The sequence below is a fragment of the Vibrio natriegens NBRC 15636 = ATCC 14048 = DSM 759 genome, assembly GCF_035621455.1.
In the GTDB taxonomy this organism is placed as follows: domain Bacteria; phylum Pseudomonadota; class Gammaproteobacteria; order Enterobacterales; family Vibrionaceae; genus Vibrio; species Vibrio natriegens.
The window spans coordinates 2291450-2313085 of record NZ_CP141822.1 but is presented as its reverse complement, the minus strand read 5'-3'; the positions used below and the strand labels follow the sequence as shown (position 1 = coordinate 2313085).

The 21636-nt window shown below is 46.0% G+C and carries 25 protein-coding genes; 13 read left to right on the top strand and 12 right to left on the bottom strand.

The window, feature by feature from the left end; translation table 11 throughout:
• Nucleotides 1-39: 39 nt before the first annotated feature.
• Nucleotides 40-1239, top strand: coding sequence for a DUF2066 domain-containing protein (locus VER99_RS10470; protein ID WP_020335123.1), 1200 nt, complete (start codon nt 40-42; stop codon nt 1237-1239).
• A 69-nt stretch (nt 1240-1308) separates the two neighbouring features.
• Here VER99_RS10470 and VER99_RS10465 read toward each other — a convergent pair whose 3' ends face one another.
• From VER99_RS10465 to bepA, 4 genes are read right to left on the bottom strand one after another with little or no spacing between them, the layout of a single operon-like run.
• Complete coding sequence (locus tag VER99_RS10465; RefSeq protein WP_014232728.1) at nt 1309-1749, bottom strand: DUF2069 domain-containing protein; 441 nt, start codon at nt 1747-1749, stop codon at nt 1309-1311.
• Nucleotides 1750-1771: 22 nt separating this feature from the next.
• Nucleotides 1772-2341 (bottom strand): NAD(P)H:quinone oxidoreductase, encoded by a 570-nt coding sequence (wrbA, locus tag VER99_RS10460; RefSeq protein ID WP_014232727.1) that lies wholly within the window; start codon nt 2339-2341, stop codon nt 1772-1774.
• Complete coding sequence (gene arsC / locus VER99_RS10455; protein WP_014232726.1) at nt 2342-2692, bottom strand: arsenate reductase (glutaredoxin); 351 nt, start codon at nt 2690-2692, stop codon at nt 2342-2344.
• A 16-nt stretch (nt 2693-2708) separates the two neighbouring features.
• A complete protein-coding gene (gene bepA, locus VER99_RS10450; RefSeq protein WP_014232725.1) occupies nt 2709-4160 on the bottom strand; it encodes a beta-barrel assembly-enhancing protease in 1452 nt (483 codons plus the stop codon).
• Between the two features lie 315 nt (nt 4161-4475).
• Here bepA and VER99_RS10445 point away from each other — a divergent pair, with 315 nt between their 5' ends.
• Both VER99_RS10445 and VER99_RS10440 read left to right on the top strand, forming a co-directional pair.
• Complete coding sequence (locus VER99_RS10445) at nt 4476-4712, top strand: sulfurtransferase TusA family protein (protein WP_014232724.1); 237 nt, start codon at nt 4476-4478, stop codon at nt 4710-4712.
• The gene (locus VER99_RS10440) at nt 4713-5786 is read left to right on the top strand and encodes an AI-2E family transporter (RefSeq protein WP_014232723.1); all 1074 of its coding nucleotides are present in this window, start codon (nt 4713-4715) and stop codon (nt 5784-5786) included.
• 114 nt (nt 5787-5900) lie between these two features.
• Here the strand turns inward: VER99_RS10440 and bcp are convergent, their stop codons facing one another.
• Nucleotides 5901-6371, bottom strand: a complete 471-nt coding sequence (bcp, locus tag VER99_RS10435) for a thioredoxin-dependent thiol peroxidase (protein WP_020333623.1) — start codon at nt 6369-6371, stop codon at nt 5901-5903.
• Between the two features lie 16 nt (nt 6372-6387).
• Nucleotides 6388-6930, bottom strand: a complete 543-nt coding sequence (locus VER99_RS10430) for a glycine cleavage system transcriptional repressor (protein WP_020333622.1) — start codon at nt 6928-6930, stop codon at nt 6388-6390.
• Nucleotides 6931-7314: 384 nt separating this feature from the next.
• On the opposite strand from VER99_RS10430, the gene dapA reads away from it, so the two are divergent.
• Both dapA and bamC read left to right on the top strand, forming a co-directional pair.
• Nucleotides 7315-8199, top strand: coding sequence for a 4-hydroxy-tetrahydrodipicolinate synthase (gene dapA, locus VER99_RS10425; RefSeq protein ID WP_020333621.1), 885 nt, complete (start codon nt 7315-7317; stop codon nt 8197-8199).
• A 60-nt stretch (nt 8200-8259) separates the two neighbouring features.
• Nucleotides 8260-9279: an outer membrane protein assembly factor BamC gene (gene bamC / locus VER99_RS10420; protein ID WP_020333620.1), complete on the top strand. Its 1020-nt coding sequence runs from the start codon at nt 8260-8262 to the stop codon at nt 9277-9279.
• A gap of 73 nt (nt 9280-9352) precedes the next feature.
• On the opposite strand, the gene VER99_RS10415 is transcribed toward bamC, so the two are convergent.
• Genes VER99_RS10415 through VER99_RS10400 form a run of 4 tightly spaced genes read right to left on the bottom strand, consistent with a single transcriptional unit; the run spans nt 9353 to nt 11792 of the window.
• Nucleotides 9353-9556 (bottom strand): DUF2897 family protein, encoded by a 204-nt coding sequence (locus tag VER99_RS10415; protein WP_014232689.1) that lies wholly within the window; start codon nt 9554-9556, stop codon nt 9353-9355.
• Nucleotides 9553-10254: a M15 family metallopeptidase gene (locus VER99_RS10410; RefSeq protein WP_020333619.1), complete on the bottom strand. Its 702-nt coding sequence runs from the start codon at nt 10252-10254 to the stop codon at nt 9553-9555. Before VER99_RS10410 ends, VER99_RS10415 begins: the two co-directional genes overlap by 4 nt.
• 32 nt (nt 10255-10286) lie before the next feature.
• A complete protein-coding gene (gene dapE / locus VER99_RS10405; RefSeq protein ID WP_020333618.1) occupies nt 10287-11423 on the bottom strand; it encodes a succinyl-diaminopimelate desuccinylase in 1137 nt (378 codons plus the stop codon).
• A gap of 18 nt (nt 11424-11441) precedes the next feature.
• Nucleotides 11442-11792 carry an ArsC family reductase gene (locus VER99_RS10400; protein WP_020333617.1) on the bottom strand — a complete coding sequence of 117 codons (351 nt, stop codon included), beginning with the start codon at nt 11790-11792 and terminating at the stop codon, nt 11442-11444.
• A 329-nt stretch (nt 11793-12121) separates the two neighbouring features.
• Here VER99_RS10400 and VER99_RS10395 point away from each other — a divergent pair, with 329 nt between their 5' ends.
• Entirely contained in the window at nt 12122-12409 is a 288-nt protein-coding gene (locus tag VER99_RS10395; RefSeq protein WP_014232685.1) for a winged helix-turn-helix domain-containing protein, read from the top strand.
• A gap of 67 nt (nt 12410-12476) precedes the next feature.
• Here VER99_RS10395 and VER99_RS10390 read toward each other — a convergent pair whose 3' ends face one another.
• Both VER99_RS10390 and VER99_RS10385 read right to left on the bottom strand, forming a co-directional pair.
• Nucleotides 12477-12806 (bottom strand): DUF4156 domain-containing protein, encoded by a 330-nt coding sequence (locus VER99_RS10390; RefSeq protein WP_020333616.1) that lies wholly within the window; start codon nt 12804-12806, stop codon nt 12477-12479.
• A gap of 1 nt (nt 12807) precedes the next feature.
• A complete protein-coding gene (locus tag VER99_RS10385) occupies nt 12808-13164 on the bottom strand; it encodes a DUF2956 domain-containing protein (RefSeq protein WP_014232683.1) in 357 nt (118 codons plus the stop codon).
• A 220-nt stretch (nt 13165-13384) separates the two neighbouring features.
• Here VER99_RS10385 and VER99_RS10380 point away from each other — a divergent pair, with 220 nt between their 5' ends.
• From VER99_RS10380 to fliD, 7 genes are all read left to right on the top strand, one after another.
• Nucleotides 13385-13870 carry a DUF2919 domain-containing protein gene (locus VER99_RS10380; protein WP_020333615.1) on the top strand — a complete coding sequence of 162 codons (486 nt, stop codon included), beginning with the start codon at nt 13385-13387 and terminating at the stop codon, nt 13868-13870.
• Nucleotides 13871-13916: 46 nt separating this feature from the next.
• The gene (locus VER99_RS10375; RefSeq protein ID WP_014232681.1) at nt 13917-14819 is read left to right on the top strand and encodes a Dyp-type peroxidase; all 903 of its coding nucleotides are present in this window, start codon (nt 13917-13919) and stop codon (nt 14817-14819) included.
• Between the two features lie 166 nt (nt 14820-14985).
• The gene (locus VER99_RS10370; protein ID WP_020333614.1) at nt 14986-16119 is read left to right on the top strand and encodes a flagellin; all 1134 of its coding nucleotides are present in this window, start codon (nt 14986-14988) and stop codon (nt 16117-16119) included.
• 262 nt (nt 16120-16381) lie between these two features.
• Complete coding sequence (locus VER99_RS10365; protein WP_014232679.1) at nt 16382-17515, top strand: flagellin; 1134 nt, start codon at nt 16382-16384, stop codon at nt 17513-17515.
• A 298-nt stretch (nt 17516-17813) separates the two neighbouring features.
• A complete protein-coding gene (locus tag VER99_RS10360) occupies nt 17814-18944 on the top strand; it encodes a flagellin (RefSeq protein WP_020333613.1) in 1131 nt (376 codons plus the stop codon).
• Between the two features lie 63 nt (nt 18945-19007).
• Nucleotides 19008-19442, top strand: a complete 435-nt coding sequence (gene flaG, locus VER99_RS10355) for a flagellar protein FlaG (protein ID WP_014232677.1) — start codon at nt 19008-19010, stop codon at nt 19440-19442.
• A gap of 184 nt (nt 19443-19626) precedes the next feature.
• Nucleotides 19627-21633 carry a flagellar filament capping protein FliD gene (fliD, locus tag VER99_RS10350; protein WP_020333612.1) on the top strand — a complete coding sequence of 669 codons (2007 nt, stop codon included), beginning with the start codon at nt 19627-19629 and terminating at the stop codon, nt 21631-21633.
• The last annotated feature ends 3 nt before the right edge of the window (nt 21634-21636 follow it).

Below are 21636 nucleotides of genomic sequence, written 5' to 3'. Positions count from 1 at the left end.
CTTATTATGCTTTCTCTTATTTAGAGGAAAATGAAAACTATGCGCTATTTAGCTCTTTTACTGATAGGTTGGTTGTCTCTGCCCGTTTACGCATTAACGCAGGTAGATATCTATCGTGCTGAAGTGATTATCGACAGTGAGCAAGATAACGGTGAGTCTTTGGCTCGTGAACAAGGTATGAAAGAGGTGATTGTTCGAGCAACTGGTTCTCAATCCTCTTTAAGTAATACTGTTATTCAAAAAGCGCTGAGCTCAAGCTCACGTTACATTTCTCAACTTGGTTACGGTCAAGTTGACGGCAAACCAAGTCTGGATATGCGCTTTAACAGTGGTCAGATTCATTCTCTTTTGACTCAAGCACAGTTGCCATCGTGGTCGCCTCATCGCGCCAATATTCTTGTCTGGGCGATTGAAGAGCAAGCTTATGAACGCACCATTGCTTGGGAGAATTCCGACTCAGCGCAGGTTTCTGCATTGCGCGTTGCAGCGGAAACACGAGGCCTGCCGATTACTGTCCCAGTGGGTGACTTTGATGATGTGACTGGCGTTGATGTCTCTGATCTATGGGGCGGATTTGTTGAACCCATCGCGAAGGCGAGTCAACGTTACCCCGTTGATGCGGTGATGGTACTTAAAGCTCAGGGCGATCAAATTCGCTGGACGTTATACGACCAATCACCATCGGCGATTCTTGTGTCGCAGCGTTCTCCTCGTAGTGGTTCGGCAACAGGGGTGAATGCGATGGCAGAAGTGGTTGATGCTATTTCCGACTATTACGCAGGCAAGAGTGCCGTAGTTGTGTCGGGCGAGTCTTCTGACGGGATCACGATGAAAGTGGTTAACATCCATTCAGCGAAAGATTTTTTCCACTTAGAAAGCGCGTTAAAGAAACTTAACTCCGTTGCTGGCACTGAGGTTAAGCGAGTTCAGGGGAATGAACTGACGCTTAAACTTCATCTATTGGCTTCTAAAGAGGCGTTTGAAAAGGAAGCGTCATCGATTTCGCAACTGGGTGACTACCAAGAGCCAGTAACGCCAGTGGAAGCCGCCGCGCCTTTACAACCTGTTCAAGAGCCAACTCAATCTGAATTGGCAACGGAAGAGGCACCATTGGCTTCAGATGTTGTGACCGCTGACGTCGCAGTTGAAGAAGTGAAAGAATCTGAGCCTGTTGTAGTCCAGCCAGTGCAAGAGCAGTATGACGTTATTTATGAATGGACTTCTAGTCAACGTTCATAGAATGCTAACGTTTTGAAAATAATAAAAAAGAGTCGCAAATCGAGACTCTTTTTTGTTTCATCGTTGGCCTTACTTGTTGAACTTCGCTTTTTCTTCTTTCTCTACTTGAGATAAGCGTTTGAGTTTGAGGCCCAACTCTTTGCCTCTTGCTCTCGCAAAGAGAATGTTGCCAAAAAAGCCTAGCGTCGTTAGCAGAAGCTCGACTGCTGCAAGCCAACGTTCTCCGCCATCGACATATAAGATGGTTAATGCATGAAGGAAATACAGCATTAACACAAAGTTTGCCCAAGCGTGAGTGTAGGGTTTGCCCGCCAATATACCCGGCAACGGAAGCAATAATGGAATACACCATGCAATCGCTAGCGTTGTACTACTCAGGTGAGGGTGAGGAGACAGCGCGAGTTGCCATATCGCTACCCAAGCCAGTAAAGCCAAGTTGCCAAACAAAGCCAAGTAACGATAGCTTTTCGTTTGTGCACTAAGTGCAGGTTGGTCAAAAGATTCAGACATCGATTTACTATCCTTGAATTTACTAGCTGCTCTTCAGCTTTAGTGCTGCTGTTGCTAGTCGTTTACCCAACTTCTGTGCCAGACGAGCCTCATCATTGGTTAGCGTTGGCTCTTTGCCGACACTGCTCGCGCCATACGGTGTACCACCTGACTGAGTTAAGTGCAGCTCTGGTTCTGCATAAGGAATTCCCAATACCATCATCCCGTGATGCAACAATGGAGTCATCATGCTTTGTAGTGTGGTTTCCTGACCACCATGCATCGAAGAGGATGAGGTAAATACACACGCTGGCTTATCGATTAAGTCTCCGCTTACCCACAAAGGTGTGGTTTGATCCCAGAAGTGCTTTAACGGCGCTGCCATGTTGCCAAACCAGACGGGACTACCAAATGCAAGACCATCGCATTTTTTCAGTTCTTCTAGAGTAACAATTGGATCGGAAGGGGTATGTGAGTGAGGTGACAATTCTTCAACTGTACGCAAAATTGCTTCGCAGTGAGGAGTCGATTCGACCCCTCTTGCTATCTGTCTTGCCAGTTGTTTTGTTGCGCCGTGACGGCTGAAGTACAAAATAAGGATCTGGCAATCCATTTATAGAATATCCAACACTTGCTCTGGTGGACGACCGATTTTCGCTTTGCCGTTTGCGACAACAACAGGGCGCTCGAATAGTTTTGGATTTTGTGCCATTGCTTCGAACAGTTGTTCATCACTGACAGACGCCTCACCCAAGCCTAATTCTTTGTACTCGGCTTCTTTTGTACGCATCATGTCACGAACAGCTGAGAACCCTAGTTGAGCGTAGAGTGCTTTTAGTTCTTCCACGGTAAGTGGGTTATCCAAATATTTTACGACTTCAGGTGTAACACCATTTTGTTCCAGCAGCTCAAGAGTTTGACGGCTCTTTGAGCAACGAGGGTTGTGATAAATCACGACTGACATGGTTTTCTCCATTTCGTTATTGTAATGCCATGAATCGATCTCTTTGGATCATGAGCTGGTCAATTCGAGCATCGTATCGTGCTTGCTCTAAACTGCCCAACTTGGCCATTTTACTTGCTTCACTGTAATATTGAATCGCTTTATTCCAATTCGCTCGCAACGCCAAAATCTCGGCGCGTGCAGCCAGCTCTTCATCGTTACGCCCTAACTCGTTGTAGGTCTTCGACAACAGTTGCCAACCATTGGTATCTTCAGGGTTGTCATGGGTGTATCGTTGGAGAATACGCACCGCTTGCTCATCTTTATTGTCTTCGAGCAGCGCATTCGCGTAGTTAATCGTCAAAACTTTATTTTGCGGATTGCGTGCGAGCGCTTTACTCAACATATCGGCCGCTTTTTCGGGTTGTTTTTTCTCGATATACAGATCACTCATCGCATCAAGATAAAAGGGATTTCCCGGATCTTGCGCCAACAGTTTCTTCAATATTGGTTCGGCTTTCGATAACTGTTTGCTGTCCAAATGAACCAGCGCACGCCCATAATCAAATGCTGGCATGATATCGGCTGTGGCTTTCTTCTGCGTACGCTCAAACCAGCCTAAAGCGGCTTGCGAATCAATGCTTGCATAACGGGCTACGATACGCGCACGGGCGAGGTGATAGTCAATCGACGGAAGTATACGCAGCGGAGGATAAGCCTGTGCTCGTTGTCGACTGTCTGTGATTCGGTCTTCTGGAAGCGGGTGAGTAAGCAGCATCGGAGGCGGCTTACTCGCATAGCGATATTCGTCGGCTAAGCGTCCGAAGAAGCGAGGCATGGCCTGAACATCAAATCCTGCTTTCGCCAGTGTAGATATGCCAAAACGGTCGGCTTCTTTCTCGTTTGCGCGCGTGTAGTTTATTTGGCTCTGCATGTTACCCGCCGTTGCCGCGGTAATAGCGGCAATCCCCGCTTCTGGTGCAGCAATTGAAAGTAGCAGAGCTCCCGCTAATGCCGCCAATGATGCTGGTGAGCGTCTTGCTTGCTCTTCCATACTACGAGCAAGGTGTCGCTGCGTAACGTGCGCGATTTCGTGCGCAACCACTGAGGCGAGTTCACTTTCACTGCGAGCGTGCAGAAACAGACCGGAGTGCAGAGCGACATAACCGCCAAAAAACGCAAAAGCGTTGATGTTGCGGTCACGAATCATGAAAAAATGGAACGGTGTTTTTACGTCATTTGCATTGGCCACTAAACGGTGGCCAAGAGAATCAATATACTCATTAATCACAGGATCGTTAACAAGCGGCTTGCTCGCTCTGAGCATGCGCATGTAGGCATCACCATAAATCAACTCTTGGTCTATCGATAGAGTGCTACCTGCGGCTGTCCCAATATCGGGTAAGTCGATACTATTAGCGTAGGTTGTTGGCGAACTAATTGCTGCAGCAATACATAAGCAAACTAGCGATCGAGTGCGTTTTAACATACGTTTTAAAGGTTCTCCCAAATACCTGAGCATGTGGTAGGAGGTCGCGAACCTCACAACGTCACCACTATACTGTACGGTCATCCTGTTATTAGTATGCCCAAATAACCTCGAGAAACTCGCGGTATCATGCACCTTGAAGTCATTTGGGTATATGCTAGCAATAAGACCGAGAATAAACGAATTGGTTTCGTAAATTGTTTATATCTGAGTGATTTCAGGATCTGGTTAAATCATGTCAGAAGTGCTAGCACCAACTTAAAAAGCCGTTACAATACAACCCTATCATAAGTGCAGAGCAATACAATGGAATCCATGCTACTTGATTTGCGCAAGCAACGCTGCCCCTTAGCGCTGTTACTTGCAAAGCGTCACACTGTTGAGGCATTTGAAGGAGAAAATCCGCAATATCAAAAGCTTGTCATTCAAGTTACGGATAACAGCTCTAAACAAGATATTGTGAAATACCTAAATGCTCAAGGGTACGTGGTTGATTGCCAACCAACATCAGATCACTACACATTGACTGTTTTCAATAAGGAATCCGCTTAGATGTTCGAAATGGTAAGTCGTTGGTATCAACGTCGATTTTCTGATCCACATGCAGTGAGCCTGGTAGCGATTTTGCTGTTTGGTTTTATCACTATTTACTTCTTCGGTCATCTCATTGCTCCACTATTGGTGGCGATTGTACTCGCTTACCTGCTGGAGTGGCCGGTAGTGCAAATGTGCCGTATGGGGGTGCCGCGTACACTCGCCGTCATCATTGTATTGCTTATCTTCATCAGTTTGATGTTGATTGCGTTGTTTGGTTTAGTGCCGACTATCTGGACTCAGGTTGGCAACTTAATTAACGATATCCCTAATATGTACAATGGATTACAAAAGTTCATTGTTACGCTTCCAGAGCGTCATCCTGAACTGGCGAACCTAGAAATTGTAGAAACTATCGTAACCAATGCGAAAAACCAGGCTTTAGGGCTTGGCGAAAGCGTCGTCAAAGGGTCTTTGGCTTCTTTAGTCAGCCTCGCGACGTTAGCGGTGTATTTAATTCTGGTGCCTTTGCTGATTTTCTTTTTGCTGAAAGACAAAGAGGAAATGCTCGGTATGGCCAGTGGTATTCTGCCTAAAAACCGCAGACTAGCGAACAAAGTTTGGCACGAGATGAATGAACAAATCTCAAACTATATTCGCGGTAAAGTGCTCGAAATCCTGATTGTCGGTGGAGTAAGTTATGTCACCTTCGCGATTCTGGATTTACGTTATTCTGCATTGTTAGCCGTCGCGGTCGGTTTGTCCGTTCTTATCCCATATATTGGCGCAGCAGCGGTCACCGTCCCTGTGGCTATCGTCGGGCTGTTCCAGTGGGGGCTTACACCGCCATTCTATTGGCTACTACTCGCGTACGGGATTATCCAGGCATTGGACGGGAACGTATTGGTTCCGGTTCTGTTTTCTGAAGCAGTAAACCTTCATCCCGTTGCTATCATTATTGCTGTGCTGGTCTTTGGCGGACTGTGGGGTTTTTGGGGCGTCTTCTTTGCTATCCCATTGGCGACGCTAGTAAAAGCCGTTTGGAATGCGCTACCGAGTACAGAAGAGAGTGAACCTGCGGAGCAGGAATAGCGATACCAAGCTTGTCTGCATTAAGAGAATCAATTCTCACTGTCTCAGAGAAAAAAGAAAGCCCAGCATGTACTGGGCTTTCTTGTATTTAGGAGTTCGGTTCAAGCCGACGTTTTACGCGTTTTCGTTGAGGTAATTTAAAACCACTTCATGGTGATCTTTGGTTTTAAACTTATTGAACACGTGCTCAATCACGCCTTCTTCGTTGATAAGAAAGCTGATGCGATGCAGCCCATCGTAGATCTTGCCCATGAACTTCTTTTCGCCCCAAACACCAAACTGGTCAGCAACCGCATGGTCTTCGTCAGACAGTAGCGTGAAGTTAAGCTCATCGCGCTCGATAAACTTGCCCAGACGTTTTACCGGGTCAATGCTGACGCCAAGCACAACAACATTGTGCGCGTCGAGTTCTGCTTTAATGTCACGCAGGCCTTTTGCTTGCGTTGTACAGCCCGGAGTCATCGCTTTCGGGTAAAAGTAGAAAAGTACTTTCTTGCCTTTAAAATCACCAAGTGTCACTGTGTTGCCGTCTTGGTCGAGCAAAGAGAAGGCTGGCGCTGGCGAGCCTGCTGTCAGCGTATTCATTATGATTTCCTTTACTTTATAGTGTGTTTTTAATGAAATTCAGAGAACCTTGTACGTTGAGCGACTTACAAAGTTCATCGAAATCTTCTTGTAATTGCATCAGATTGCAATCGGCACTCACCGATGCAGTAATGGCGATGTGGAATTGATCAACATCGGCCTGAATCTTTGACTTGCTGATGGTTTGTGCGCTCAGTGAGTCCAGTCCAATCTGCTGGTCAGCAAAAAACTGAGTGAATTTCTCAGTGAGCCCAGGACGGTCTTCTGACTCGATAAACACTTCCATGGTGTAGCTGTTGTCGAGTAACTCGTGAGCAGCGGTACGCTTCATTATCGTGATCAGGTCGTGTTCTTGCCCCAGTAAAGGCATCTGTGTTTCGACGCGAGTGATATTACTGGTGCTACCTGTCAGCAGCATGATTAGGGTAAATTCATTGCCAAAAATAGCAATTCGGCTATCGACAATATTACAGCCAGCTTGCGTAACGAGCTTTACGACTTGGTTACAGATACCTGGACGATCCGTTCCAACTGCTGTAAGTACCAGATGTTGCTTCATAAATGAGCTTCTTGTCCTTTCTTCAATAGAAAGATGTTAGCACAGATACGCCAGAGAAAGATCGAGTCAGTCCGCTTTTGTTTACAACATGGTTTTTTTATTCACTCAAGTCTGACTTGATTCAGCGCGCCGAAGAGTATATTTCTGAGCATAGTAAAAATGAGGTCTTTCTTTTGCTCGCGCCTTGTTCTTCAAAATTGAATCAGTTAACTAACGCTGTTATCCAGTTTTGTGGGAGTCCGGCCAAAGCGAGCATTTAATTTGCTAGATCTCTAACATCTGATAATTATTCACTCATTTGTACTTTGTAAGCGAGTTTACGCTCTTGTGTTTTTCAATCGCATTACAGTACCATGCAGAAAGAACTAAATAAGGGAGATAAACATGTTTTCAGGAAGTATCGTAGCGCTGATTACGCCATTCAAAGCGGATGGCGAAGTAGACTTTGATAGTCTGCAAAAGCTAGTGGAATACCATATCGAATCTGGTTCCGATGGTATTGTGGCAGTAGGCACAACCGGAGAGTCAGCGACACTGACGATTGAAGAGCATGTAAAGGTTGTTAATAAGACGGTAGAGTTTGCCAATGGTCGTATCCCGGTGATAGCTGGTACGGGTGCAAATGCTACCCACGAAGCCGTGACGTTCAGTAAACTACTGGCGGATTCTGGTATCGCTGGTTTCCTAAGTGTAACGCCTTACTACAATAAGCCGACACAAGAAGGTTTGTACCTGCACTATAAAGCTATTTCAGAAGCGAGTGATGTGCCGCTCATTCTTTACAACGTACCAGGTCGCACGGCGGTAGATATGAAGCCTGAGACAGTGGCACGTTTGTCAAAGCTTGATAATATAGTTGCTCTAAAAGATGCGACAGGCGATTTGGACAGAGTTGCAATTCACCGTGAACTTTGTGGCGAAGATTTTATCTTACTAAGTGGTGATGATGCGACGGGCTTAGATTTTGTTAAGCTTGGTGGCAATGGGGTTATCTCGGTAACCAACAACATCGCGGCAAAAGATATGGCAGACATGTTCCATTTGGCAAGCGAAGGTAAGTACGAAGAAGCAGAAGCGATTAACGATCGTTTAATGACTCTGCATAAGAATCTATTCGTTGAAGCAAGCCCGATCCCAGTCAAATGGGCAGCAGAAAAGCTGGGTTTGATCGAGGATGGTAGCTTACGTCTTCCTCTAACCACGCTTTCTGAAAATCTGCAGCCTATCGTGGAACAGGCGTTAATCGACGCCCGTATTTATAAAGATTGAGCTACTAGGATTGACGTTCATACTGGGGGCCACTGAGCCCTCAGTGTTTTAGGAGTATAAATGAAGCTTTCAAGCCAGTTAGTGTTAAGTTCATTAGCTGTATTCGTATTGACTGCCTGTACAGGTGGTGCCACCCAACGTCGTCAGGCAAAGGACGATTTCGAGTATTTAAACACCCCAACGCTGGGTGAGTGGAATACGCCACAAGGCGTTCAGCCTCAGCTCTACCCAAACTACGAGATCCCTCAGGGTGCTTATGCTGGTGGCGTGGGTAAAGACGTTGATATTCGTCCACCACAGCAAGTGTTAGAACTTATTCCTGGCGCTCGCTTGGATCGCAGTCAAAATGGTGAAGTGACGTTGTGGTTGCTCCGTAAAGACGAATTGGACAAGGTTTGGCAAACTGTACAGGGTATGGTTGAGGCCAGAAAAATTCCGGTTGAGAGTCAGACCGATTCACGTATTGAAACGGGTTGGGTAACTTGGGATTCTCCAGATGAAGACATGGAGATTGGCAGCCGATACGAGATCTTGCGTACACAGCAAGGCGGTCGTTATGGATTTAAAGTCGGTCTTATTGACTGGCGTGAAGGTGGCCAAGTAAAAGAAGTCACTCCGACAAACCGTGAGCGTTACAATGTGTTCATGACTAACCTGGTAACCGCTCGTTACGATCAGCAAGTCCGTGAAGATGCTCAGCGTAAAGCTCAGGAGCTGGTAAAACAGATTCCTGTGACGATGGGTACAGACCGAAGTGGACTTCCAGTCATCATCGCTCGTGCTCAATATGACGTATTGTGGCCGCGTCTGCCTGTGATTCTGCCTAAGATGGGTTTCACGGTTGAAGATCGCACCCAATCCCAGGGTACAGTAGAAGCGAGATACGCATCACCGGATGATGAGTTCTGGAATGATATTGGCGTTAAACCTGTTGACTTGAAGGCGGGTAAATACACCTTCCTATTTGGCGACTTGGGTAACCGTACGTCAATCAACATTACCGACTCTTCAGGTAAGCCTGTTGAAGAAGAATTCCTTAAATCACTAGCGCCAGTTCTGGCAGAAGTAGTGAAGCAGTAATTGTTCAGTGCATAAGTATTTGTACAGTGCATAGAGAAAAGGGACCGTTTGGTCCCTTTTTTAATGGCATTCATTAACGAGAACGGTCGTCTTTGTTCTCTTTATCCCCGTAGCGTTCCTGGTCGAGCTCATTCAGTTTATCCAAGTCGTTTTTACGGCTTTTATCCATTTGATTAAACTTCATTTTGGCTGTGTATTTCAGGGCGGCAATATTACCGATGATGACACTTAACACGACAATAATGATAACCCAAGGGTTAGTGAGCAGCTCTATCATGGTGCCTCCGGCGGTGGTGCAATGTTACGAATAAACGTAGACATGATCTTATCTAGATTATTTAGTATTGAATCTATTCCCGCAATCTTGTGCTGCTCGTTTTGCTTAATCAGTTCACTTCTTAGCAACTCAGACGTTAGCTGTGAGCAACATTGCTGACCGACAATTTTGTGGCTAATGTGCCATGGTTCAATAGCGACGCCACCAAGATCGTCTTTGTATGGGAAGAAAAAGCCAAACTCATTGAGGTGCGTTTTCAGCCATAGATAGAACTCATACTGGTGGCCTTCTAGATACTCCCACGGTTCCAGTTGCAGATCTGTACCTTCAGGTAACAAGTTACGAGCATAGACATCAAAATCGCATCCCCAGTGGTGACGGCTTCCACCTGGCAGAGCTGACCATCGCAAAATCGCCATTAGCTTCTCTTCGTCACTCAACGCAGACTTATTCAGTGGCTTTGAGTCTGAATCAAGAATTGGCAACCCACCAGAAAACTTTCCGTTCCAGATTGAGCGCTGACGTGAAAAATCTCGAAAGCCGCTGGCAATCTCCATTTTAAAACCAGCATCCGTTGCAGCCTCAATCATTCTGAGCAGGTCATGAGCCACTTCTGGATGAAGCAAAAAGGCTTTTTGCCCCACCATCGTTGATTGAAGGTGAGAATCGGTGGTTCCTGTAAGTTGCGATGGTGTCATGTTGTTCTCGTTAACTGGCTGTTAGCGGCCGATTACTTCGCCAATAAATGCTTAAGCGTATTTTGGTACATGTCCGTTAACTTTTCTAAGTCATCGACTTTCACGCACTCGTTCACTTTATGAATGGTTGCATTCACAGGACCAAGTTCCACGACTTGGCCACCCATTCGAGCAATAAAACGGCCATCCGAAGTTCCGCCAGTTGTCAGTAGCGCTGGTTTGGTGTGGTTTACTTCATTCACTGCTGCGACGACGGCATCCAGCAACGCGCCTGTGTCGGTTAAGAATGGGTCACCGTTGAACGTCCAGTTCAGCTCATAGTCCAGGGCATGCTTGTCTAGCGTTTCTGTCACTCTTTGAACAATAGTGTCGTTATTCAGCTCTGTGCTAAAACGCAGGTTGAATTGAACATTGAACTCGCCCGGAATGACGTTTGAAGCACCAGTACCTGCCGACACGTTCGGAATCTGGAAGCTGGTTGGCGGGAAGTAGTCGTTACCTTTATCCCATTCCGTTGTTGCTAACTCGTGAATGGCTAACAGAGAAGAGTGAACAGGGTTATTAGCCAGATGTGGGTAAGCCACGTGTCCCTGAGTACCTTTAACCGTCAGATCACCAGTGATTGAACCACGGCGACCATTTTTCACGACATCACCAACGATCTCGGTACTTGAAGGTTCACCCACGATACACATATCAATATTTTCACCACGTTCCATCAGCGCTTCTACCACGCGAACGGTACCGTTGATGAAAGGCCCTTCTTCATCTGAAGTAATCAAAAAGCCGATAGAGCCTTTATGATCAGGGTTCTCTGCAATAAAACGTTCCACAGCGACAACCATTGCCGCCAGAGAGCCTTTCATATCCGCCGCACCGCGACCGTGCAGGTAGCCATCGATTATTGTTGGCTCAAATGGATGCGTATCCCATTGCTCAAGCTTGCCCGCAGGTACTACGTCAGTGTGGCCAGCAAAGGCAAATAGCGGTGCTTCGGTACCACGGCGAGCCCAAAAGTTGGTTGTATCTTCAAACACCATGACTTCAATTTCAAAACCAAGCGCTTTTAGTCGCTCGATCATTAAGTCCTGGCAGCCCGCGTCTTCAGGCGTTACGGATTGTCTGCTGATTAGGTCTTTCGCAAGAGCCAGTACTGGACTGTCTGTCATCCTTGAGTGTTCCTTAATTTATGAGTTAAAAATCGTTGTGTATTGATCAGCTTTAAAACCAATATGGAGCTGATCATTCACTTTTAAAATTGGACGCTTAATCATCGCTGGGTTTTCCACTAGCAGCTTGATAGCATTTTCTTCATTCAGAGAATCTTTCTGTTCCTGAGTCAACTGGCGGAAAGTGGTACCACGTTTGTTGAGCACGTTTTCCCAGCCTAGAGCATCACAAAATTCTGTCACCAATGCTTCATCTACGCCTTGTTTGCGGTAGTCATGAAACTCATACGCGATATCTTCCGCTTCTAACCATTTCTTGGCTTTTTTAATTGTGTCGCAGTTTGGGATACCGAACATGGTAATCGTCATAATTGTTTCCTTTTATCTTTACTTTGTTTTTATGCACAGAGGCTGAGATTCTCTGGTGCTCAAGCAATTTTGGGCTGTGTACCGCATCCTACCAAGAAGCAATCAAACTGACAAAATGCGAAACAAAATAATTTATGACCTCGAAGCACGCCAAATTGCCGAGTTGGAAACGTTGATAACTTACAGAATGAGCGTAAATGGGAATTAACTTGTAGGAATTTGAGTAAAAAGACACCAAAAAAGGGTGGATAAGTCGAGTTATTGATCAAACGCAACATCTCTCTGTGCAAAAACGAAATAATGATTCAGCACAAGTTTAGGAGGTGTCAATGGAGTTGAGTCCTGTTTTTGCAAGGCGGTTATATTTGGCCTTGTTGGTCGAAAGCCTGGAAAGGCCAAATGTACCAAAATTAATCGAACAAACGGGTTGGCCTCGACGTACAATTCAAGATGTACTCAAGGCATTACCGGGTATCGGCATCGAGCTTATATTTGTTCAAGATGGTCGACGTCACAATGACGGCTATTACCAACTTTCGGATTGGGGACCTTTTGATAGTCAATGGGTTCTGGAGCGAGAGCGTGATATCGCTAGTAGCCTTGGATTTCGTGCATAAGCCAGCAATTGCTGGCTTTTTTTATCTGTCGAGGCAGGAGATAAATTTCCTGAATAGGCAACATGCATTACTTGCAGCGGTAGGCAACACCTAACAGGTTGAAAGACGTGACGAAATATTGAGGAGACACCATAAATACCGTATCGGCACCCATGACCATCGCGTTGTTTTTTAGGTCGTTAACCGCACCTTTTATCATGCCATCATTGCTGTAGAACAGGTAGCTATACCAATGCCCTTCATCGCCAGTTACTTCACCAAGGTACTCGCACTGAGCAGGGTCGAACTGGCCATCAATCCGCACTTCGACCTGTTGGCTTTTATCGTGAGGATTGAGAGGTGTCGATGAGCAGCCAAAGAGAGTAAAGATTGATATGGCGACAATGATTCGAAGCATATTATTTTCCCATGAAAATAGTGGCGGCGAAGCCAATCCAACTGAGAACAAGGAGCACCCATGGCAGCGCGGATGATTTAGCCGTTGAGGACTCTACCGCAGTTTGAGGCTCGTGTTGTGTTTGTTCTTCGGTCTCGCGTTGTTTTTCTCTTTGCTGTTTCTTTTTCGCTTTGTCTGCTTGGCGGCTTCGCTCTTTTTGTTGTTTTTTATACAACGCAATGCCTTTCTCGATACCCTGAGCAATGAGTTTGGTTTGTTCCTTTGTTTGCCCTGGTTTCTGAGTCGCTCTGGCAATGTTCATTGCTTCGTTCTGAGTTTCTTGGGAAGGAACGGGAGCTGCTGTATTTTTCTTTTTCATGTTTTTATTTACTCGGCGCTAGGAGCCTGCGTTTGAAATTACTTAAGCCTAGTCTACTCGCCAAGTTGGTTGAAATGAACCGTAGAGCGCAAGTTCTCTGAACAAGATTTCGCTTTTTGCGCGGGGTGTGAGGCTTTATTACCGGCGGGAGGTACTTGCGTTGCAGTTTCGCTGCGATCAGGTAAAGTGACCACAGTAAGTTATTAAAGAAGAAGATATTGTGCGCTACGCATTTGATCAATATGACGCTCATGGCTTTTTAAAAGCGCCTATTTTTGTTTGGTTAGGGTGGATGTTTCTTGCCCGATCTTGGGTGGTGTTTGCCATGGCAGGTGTGAGCCGGGAGAGTGGAAGTAAACTGCTGTCGATTGTTTATCCAGATTCGAGCACACTGTATTTGGGTTTGTTAGCCGGTGTTCCCAGCTTACTATTGATGTGGTTGATGGGTTTACGCCAGCCAGACCGAAAATGGGTGAACAAAGTGATGAGCTACGGGCGAGAGGTGACCTTGATCTTGTGTAGTATTCAGCTTGCTCAGACCATGTATCATGTCTACCTGGAACATGGTGTATTCAATTGGGCAAACGCTCTTACCATCACCTTAATTACCTGGTTTATGATCTACCTTTTGAACGGAAGGTGGGTAAAAGACTGTTTTAATGTGCCACAATTTGAGCATAATAAAGAACAGTCTTCAAAGAATTAAAAATCAACAACTTCCCGCACAGGGGCAAAGTATAGAGGAAACCTCAATGTTACAAGCTCAAACGGCAATTGTGCCAGAAGCAGGACCATTTGCACTGTACACTCAACTGAAAGTAAACCAAAACCGTGAAAACGTATTGGCGAAGCTAAAAGCCCTTCCAGAGCTGGTTGAAGAGCTAAATAACAGCCAACCAGGTGCTGACCTCACACTATCTATCGCATTCACAAAATCATTCTGGCAGCACTTAAATATCGATGCGCCTGAAGAGTTGATTGACTTCCCACAGTTAGGGGAAGGGGATGTTGTGGCGCCAGCAAGCGATGTTGATGTGCTCATTCACTGCCACTCAACTCGTCACGATTTACATTTTTATGTTCTGCGTAAATTCCTGGTCGACACGGCAGAAGATGTGACTGTCGTTGATGAAACGTATGGCTACCGTTACCTGGACGCTCGTGATATGACTGACTTTATCGATGGCACAGAGAACCCAGAAGGTGAAGCACGAGCTGAAGTTGCCTTGATTAAAGAAGGCCCATTTGCTGGTGGTAGCTACGTAATGGCTCAGCGTTTCGAACACAACCTTCCTGCATGGAATCGTTTGAACGTAAAAGCACAAGAGAAAGTGATTGGCCGTACTAAGCCAGATTCTGTTGAGTTGGATGATGTGCCGGCTGCGTCGCACGTTGGCCGTGTAGACATCAAAGAAGAAGGTAAAGGCCTGAAGATCGTTCGTCACAGTTTGCCATACGGCACCGTGACGGGGGCTCATGGCCTGTTGTTCATCTGCTACTGTCATACACTGCATAACATTAAAGTGATGCTTGAGAGCATGTACGGTGTGACGGATGGTAAAACCGACCAGCTTCTGCGCTTTACTAAAGCCGTCACTGGTGCGTACTTCTTTGCGCCATCTCAGGCTATGCTGGCGGAACTTGCGATTAAGTAATTCTAAGCCGGTAATTTTGAAGCTCTCCAACCGGAGAGCTTTTTATTTTCTGGATCTTTCCCGCATCCTATCTTTTTGCTCGTAATCCTATTTCTAAAAGCACTAAACCTTCCAAGAATCCGGCCGATAAATATCCAATACCTTCATCTTATTGGAGCACATATTTGTGGCTATCACCGTTAATACCAATATTTCAGCTCTGGTGGCACAGCGTCATTTAACTAACGCAACGGATATGTTGAACCAATCCATGGAGCGTTTGTCTTCAGGCAAGCGCATTAACAGCGCGAAGGATGATGCCGCAGGTTTGCAGATTTCTAATCGCTTACAAGCGCAAATGCGTGGTCTGGATGTCGCCGTTCGTAATGCAAACGATGGTATTTCAATCATGCAGACCGCTGAAGGCGCAATGAATGAAGTCACTAATATTATGCAGCGTATGCGAGATCTCTCCTTACAGTCGGCAAATGGTTCAAACAGCAATGCAGAACGTATGGCATTGCAAGAAGAAGTCAGCGCATTGAATGATGAACTGAATCGTATCGCGGAAACCACTTCGTTTGGTGGACGCAGATTGCTCAATGGCAGCTTCGGTAAATCAGCGTTTCAGATTGGCGCGGCTTCAGGAGAAGCGGTACAAGTTGAATTAAAGTCTATGCGTACTGATGGGCTAGATATGGGTGGATTCAGTTACATTTCGCGGGGTAGAGCAGGGTCTGATTGGAAAGTGAAGAATGACTCAAACGAGCTTACCATGTCCTTTGTTAACCGCTTGGGTGAAACAGAGCAAGTCCATATTAGCGCGCAAGCCGGTGACGACATTGAAACTTTAGCCACGTACATAAATGGTCAAACCGACAAAGTGTCAGCGTCAGTGAATGAAGATGGGCAATTACAGATCTTTATGGCTGGCAAAGAAACGTCTGGCACGATTTCATTTTCCGGCGATTTGGCGAACGAGTTGGGTTTGGAGCTAAAAGGTTATCAAGCAGTCGATAGCATTGATGTCACCAGCGTTGGTGGTGCGCAGCAAGCCGTGGCGGTTCTGGATACGGCAATGAAGTATGTGGATAGTCACCGTGCCGAGCTCGGTGCCTATCAAAACCGTTTTAATCATGCGATAAATAACTTAGATAACATTCATGAGAATGTGGCAGCTTCTAATAGTCGAATTTTAGACACCGACTATGCCAAAGAAACCACACAAATGGTCAAACAGCAGATTTTACAACAGGTCAGTACTTCTATTCTTGCTCAAGCGAAACAAGCGCCAAATCTGGTTTTGTCTTTACTGGGGTAATGTCATTCCCGTTTAAAATTTAGAAAAAAACTGCCTGTATCGACAGGTGAAAAAGAAGCTTTAGTGAAAATTTAACGTTTTTTGTCTTTTTTACCTATTTCGTCACGATCCCCCCTAAATATGAACTTTTTCTAAAAAAATCGAACATTTTTCCTAAAGAAATCAGATTGTGCGTCGTTAATAAAAGTAACTTTGAGAGAACTACTTGGTTTTCCGAGACGTCGGAAACCGCTACACCGGAAAATCAATTGGAGAAATCACCATGGCAGTGACTGTAAACACAAACGTATCAGCGATGACCGCTCAGCGTTACCTTAACAATGCAAACTCAGCTCAACAAACGTCGATGGAGCGTCTGTCTACAGGCTTTAAAATCAACAGTGCAAAAGATGATGCAGCTGGCCTTCAAATCTCGAACCGTTTGAATGTGCAAAGCCGTGGTCTGGATGTGGCTGTTCGCAACGCGAATGACGGTATCTCTGTTGCACAAACTGCTGAAGGTGCAATGAACGAGACAACCAACATACTGCAACGTATGCGTGACCTGTCACTTCAATCTGCAAACGGTTCTAACTCAAAAGCAGAACGTGTTGCAATTCAGGAAGAAGTAACGGCACTGAACGACGAGCTTAACCGTATCGCGGAAACCACTTCATTTGGTGGTAACAAACTTCTTAACGGCACATACGGCACCAAATCGTTCCAAATCGGCGCAGACAATGGCGAAGCAGTCATGCTTGAGCTGAAAGATATGCGTTCTGACAACCAAATGATGGGCGGTCTTAGCTACCAAGCTGAAAATGGCAAAGGTAAAGACTGGAATGTTTCTGCGGATAAATCAGACCTGAAAATCAGTCTGACAGACAGCTTTGGTCAAGAGCAAGAAATCTCGGTTAATGCGAAAGCAGGCGACGATATTGAAGAGCTGGCAACGTACATCAACGGTCAGACTGACTTGGTAAAAGCTTCAGTGAATGAAGATGGCCAATTGCAAGTCTTTGCGGGTAACAACAAAGTGGAAGGCGAACTGTCATTCTCTGGTGGTCTATCTGGCGAATTAGGTCTGGATAAAGGCAACAGCGTCACGGTTGATTCTATTGATGTTACCTCTGTGGGCGGCGCACAAGAATCAGTAGCAATTATTGATGCTGCTCTGAAGTACGTAGACAGCCACCGCGCGGAACTAGGTGCATTCCAAAACCGTTTCAACCATGCAATCAACAACTTGGATAACATTAACGAGAACGTGAGTGCATCGAAGAGCCGTATTAAAGATACCGACTTCGCAAAAGAAACGACAGAAATGACCAAGTCACAAATTCTATCGCAGGCGTCAAGCTCAATCCTTGCGCAAGCGAAACAAGCGCCGAACTCAGCGCTAAGTCTGCTAGGTTAAGGGTTATACCCAGATTAACCCCAGACGAGAACCTCATTGGCTCGTGGTGAGAGATGAGCGAGTAAACCCAGCTTCGGCTGGGTTTTTTTATCTGCAGAAAGCACGCTGACGAGTTAATTTGGTCACAGTTGATACCGGTCACACTTCTCTAAGTAGAGGATACTAATCGCAAAAAAATGGGAAATTCTCCTAAAGGATATGTATTGATCGCCGTTAAAGGGATTGAGAGAAATGAGATGTACCCAAGTGAGGTGAGAGACACGAAGGTACATTCACAAAAGCCTTAAGGAGAACAACTATGGCGATTAACGTTAATACTAACGTTTCTGCGATGACCGCACAGCGTTACCTGAATCAGGCCGCTGAAGGTCAACAAAAATCAATGGAGCGTTTGTCTTCGGGCTATAAAATTAATAGCGCGAAAGACGATGCTGCAGGTCTACAGATTTCAAACCGCTTGAACGCGCAAAGCCGTGGCTTGGACATGGCAGTGAAAAACGCCAACGACGGTATTTCTGTTGCACAGGTTGCTGAAGGTGCAATGAATGAATCTACCAATATCCTACAGCGTATGCGTGACCTTTCGCTTCAGTCTGCGAACGGTTCTAACTCAAAAGCAGAACGTGTCGCGATTCAGGAAGAAGTAACAGCCTTAAACGATGAGCTAAACCGTATTGCGGAAACGACATCTTTTGGTGGTAACAAGCTGCTTAATGGTACTTACGGTACACAGTCTTTCCAAATCGGTGCTGATTCAGGTGAAGCAGTAATGCTTTCTTTGGATAGCCTGCGTTCTGATACTTCTGCTATGGGCGGTAAGAGCTACGCTGCAGAAGAAGGTAAAGATGCATCTTGGGCTGTTGGTGAAAAAACTAAGCTTGAAATGAGCTACACCAATACACAAGGTGAAGAACAAAAGCTGACTATCAACGCGAAGCAAGGCGATGATCTTGAGCAGTTAGCGACTTACATCAACGGTCAGAGCGATGACGTGAAAGCGTCAGTAGGTGAAGACGGTAAGTTGCAAGTATTTGCTTCTTCTCAGAAAGTAACTGGTGAAGTTGAATTCTCAGGCAACCTAGCTGGCGAAATTGGTTTCGGTGATGCTAAAGACGTCACGGTTAAAGACATCGACGTTACATCGGTAGCTGGCTCTCAAGAAGCTGTGGCAGTTATCGACGGTGCACTTAAGTCAGTAGATAGCCAGCGTGCGTCTCTTGGTGCTTTCCAAAACCGATTCAACCACGCGATCAATAACTTAGATAACATTAATGAAAACGTTAATGCGTCTAAGAGCCGTATTCAAGATACTGACTACGCGAAGGAAACAACGGCAATGACTAAGTCGCAAATCCTTCAGCAAGCGAGTACTTCGATCCTGGCACAAGCGAAGCAGTCACCATCTGCAGCGCTAAGCTTGTTGGGCTAATTAGGCTGGATTAGTCAAGCGATAGACCCTATCGTTAGCTCATAAGTTGGAAGGGAGATTGTAATGGAAATAGCCTCCTACACATCGAACATCCAGTCTTACGGTGCAGAGGATGGCACCAAAGTTGCTAGTAAAAATGGCTATGGCATAGGCGTGCCGGACCCAGCAAGTTCAGTCGGTGATATTTCTCTGTCAAAAGTGAAAGACACCGAGCGTGATTTCTCTGTTCAAGCTGCAATCAAAATGGCGGAAAGCCGTCAGGAGCTGAACAGAGAAGAACGTGAAAAAATGGTCGCACAAATGAATGAATTTGTGACATCCATAAATAAGGGAGTGGCGTTTCGCGTGGATGAAGAATCTGGCCGAGACGTTGTGACGATTTACGAAGCCAAAACGGGCGACGTGATTCGTCAAATTCCTGATGAAGACATGCTGGTCGTTTTACGTCGCCTAGCTGAGCACACAGCTAACAGCGGTTTGTTAGTTGAAAAAGTTTAATACCAATCGTAGTAAATAACTGGTCATTCTAGCTTGTTAAAATACTCGGTAACGACGTTAAAATTTTTGATTGTAGAATAACTACTTATCGAAAAATTTTGCCTTGTTCTCAAGCATTTTTCCTACGCTATTTCTGATCACTTACTTACTGTGATTGGTATAAGCCGTTTTTAGAGGTGATTTAATGAGTTTAGGCCCGTTGGGGATGTCTGGTGGCATGGATATTAATGCCATGGTCAGCAAAATTGTCGATGCCGAGCGTGTACCAAAGCAGCAGAGCATTAACAATGAACGCACGACGATAGATGCCAGCATCAGTGCTTATGGGCGACTCAGAGAATCGTTGGATACGATGAAAAACCTCATGGTGAACTTCCGTCAGGAAAAAGCTTTTGCTGCCCGGACGGTTGATACCACGGACGATAAAATCGTATCTGCCACTGCAACTACCGATGCTATAGCTGGTAAGTATGCTATCGATGTGTTGCAGCTTGCACAAAGCCATAAAGTTGCGTCTGATGTGTTACCAGAAGACGCAAAGCTTGGTCCGGGTAAGCTGCATATTTCGCTTGGTGACGACAGCTTTAACATCAATGTCCGTTCAAGATCTAAGCTCGTAGATGTGCTACGTAGCATCAACGGTGCGAAAGACAACATCGGCGTTCGTGCTTCACTTATCAACGATGCCGAAGGCCCCCGCCTTATCCTTGCCTCAAACCAATCTGGTAAGGATCACCAAATTAACGTCACAGTGGACGCCGAACAAGGCAATCCACTTAAAAAATTCGCATATCAAACACTTGAAGAGCGAGTACGAGCTTTGGAAGAAGCACGTGCTGCCGCTGAAGAGGTGTTAGGTCCTTTGCAAGCTCCACCATCAGCCGAACCTGTTTTACTGGATGAAAGCGGCAACCCTCTACCTCCCGAAATGCAATCCTCGCAAGAGGAACTAGCAACTCAACAGGGGAGTGCAGTTGGTGAGCCTGTTTCTGCTGCCGGCGCAGATGCTGCCAAAGCGGGACAAGATGCACTCAATAAAGCGCAAGAACGCGCAAGTTGGCGTCCAGAGGATCGCATTCCTGGCTGGACGGAAACGGCCTCAGGCACCTTACTGGATTCATACCAAGAGCCCGAGCTGGAGCTGGACGAAAAGGCGATTGAAAAAGCGCCTGATGTTCCGGGTTGGAGCAATGCTGCATCTGGTACGCTGACCGACTCTTATGTCACCACCAAAGAAGCAAAGCAGCGGCTTGATCAAGAAAAAGCAGAAATTGAGCAGAGCATTGCTGATGAAAAACAGGAGCTTGATGCGAAAGTAAAACGTGGTGAATTGACGCAAGAGCAAGCGAAGCAAATCCATCGCGCTCAGCTTTCACCTGAAGAGCGCGAGCGACTCGAAAAAATAGACGCTGCCGAAGCCAAAATTGCTCAGGCCGAATCTATGTTCGAAGGTTATAGCGGCATGACCGAAGTTCAGGCCGGCCAAGACTCGGTCGTGTTACTCGATGGCGTTGCGAAACTCTCGAGTCACAACAACGTGATTGAAGATGCGATAGAAGGCGTAGACCTCACATTGAAAGGGAAGTCTGAACCTAATCAAGCACCGGCGGAAATAGGCGTTGAATATGATCGTCAGGGCGTTCGCAGCGATATAGAAAACTTTGTTGCGGCTTATAATTCGTTTTATCAAACCTCTCGGGCGCTCTCGAGCGTTGATCCTCTTACCGGACAAAAAGGCCCTTTATCAGGCGACAGCACCGTACGAAGTGCTGATGCCAGACTTAAATCGGTCTTTTCCGCACAAATTGACAAAGCGCCAGAAAACCTCAAATCCCTCACTGAGTTTGGTATCACCACGACTCGTCAGGGAACGCTCGAAATTAACTACGACATGCTCGATCGTCAGTTAAATAACAACTTCAATGAACTGGAAAGTTTCTTTGGTGGTAACACTGGTTTCGCAAAGCGCATTGAAGATGCCATTCATGGCATTACCGGGGTTACTGGCAGCATTCGTACCCGCGAGAAAAGTCTTACAGAACAGAATTACCGTTTAAATGATGATCAAACGGCCCTCGATCGCCGCATGGCGAGCTTAGAAGAGCGTACCCATGCAAAATTCTCTGCCATGCAAGATGCAACAGGCAAAATGCAAGGCCAGCTAGGCGCATTAATGAGTGCACTGGGTTAATCA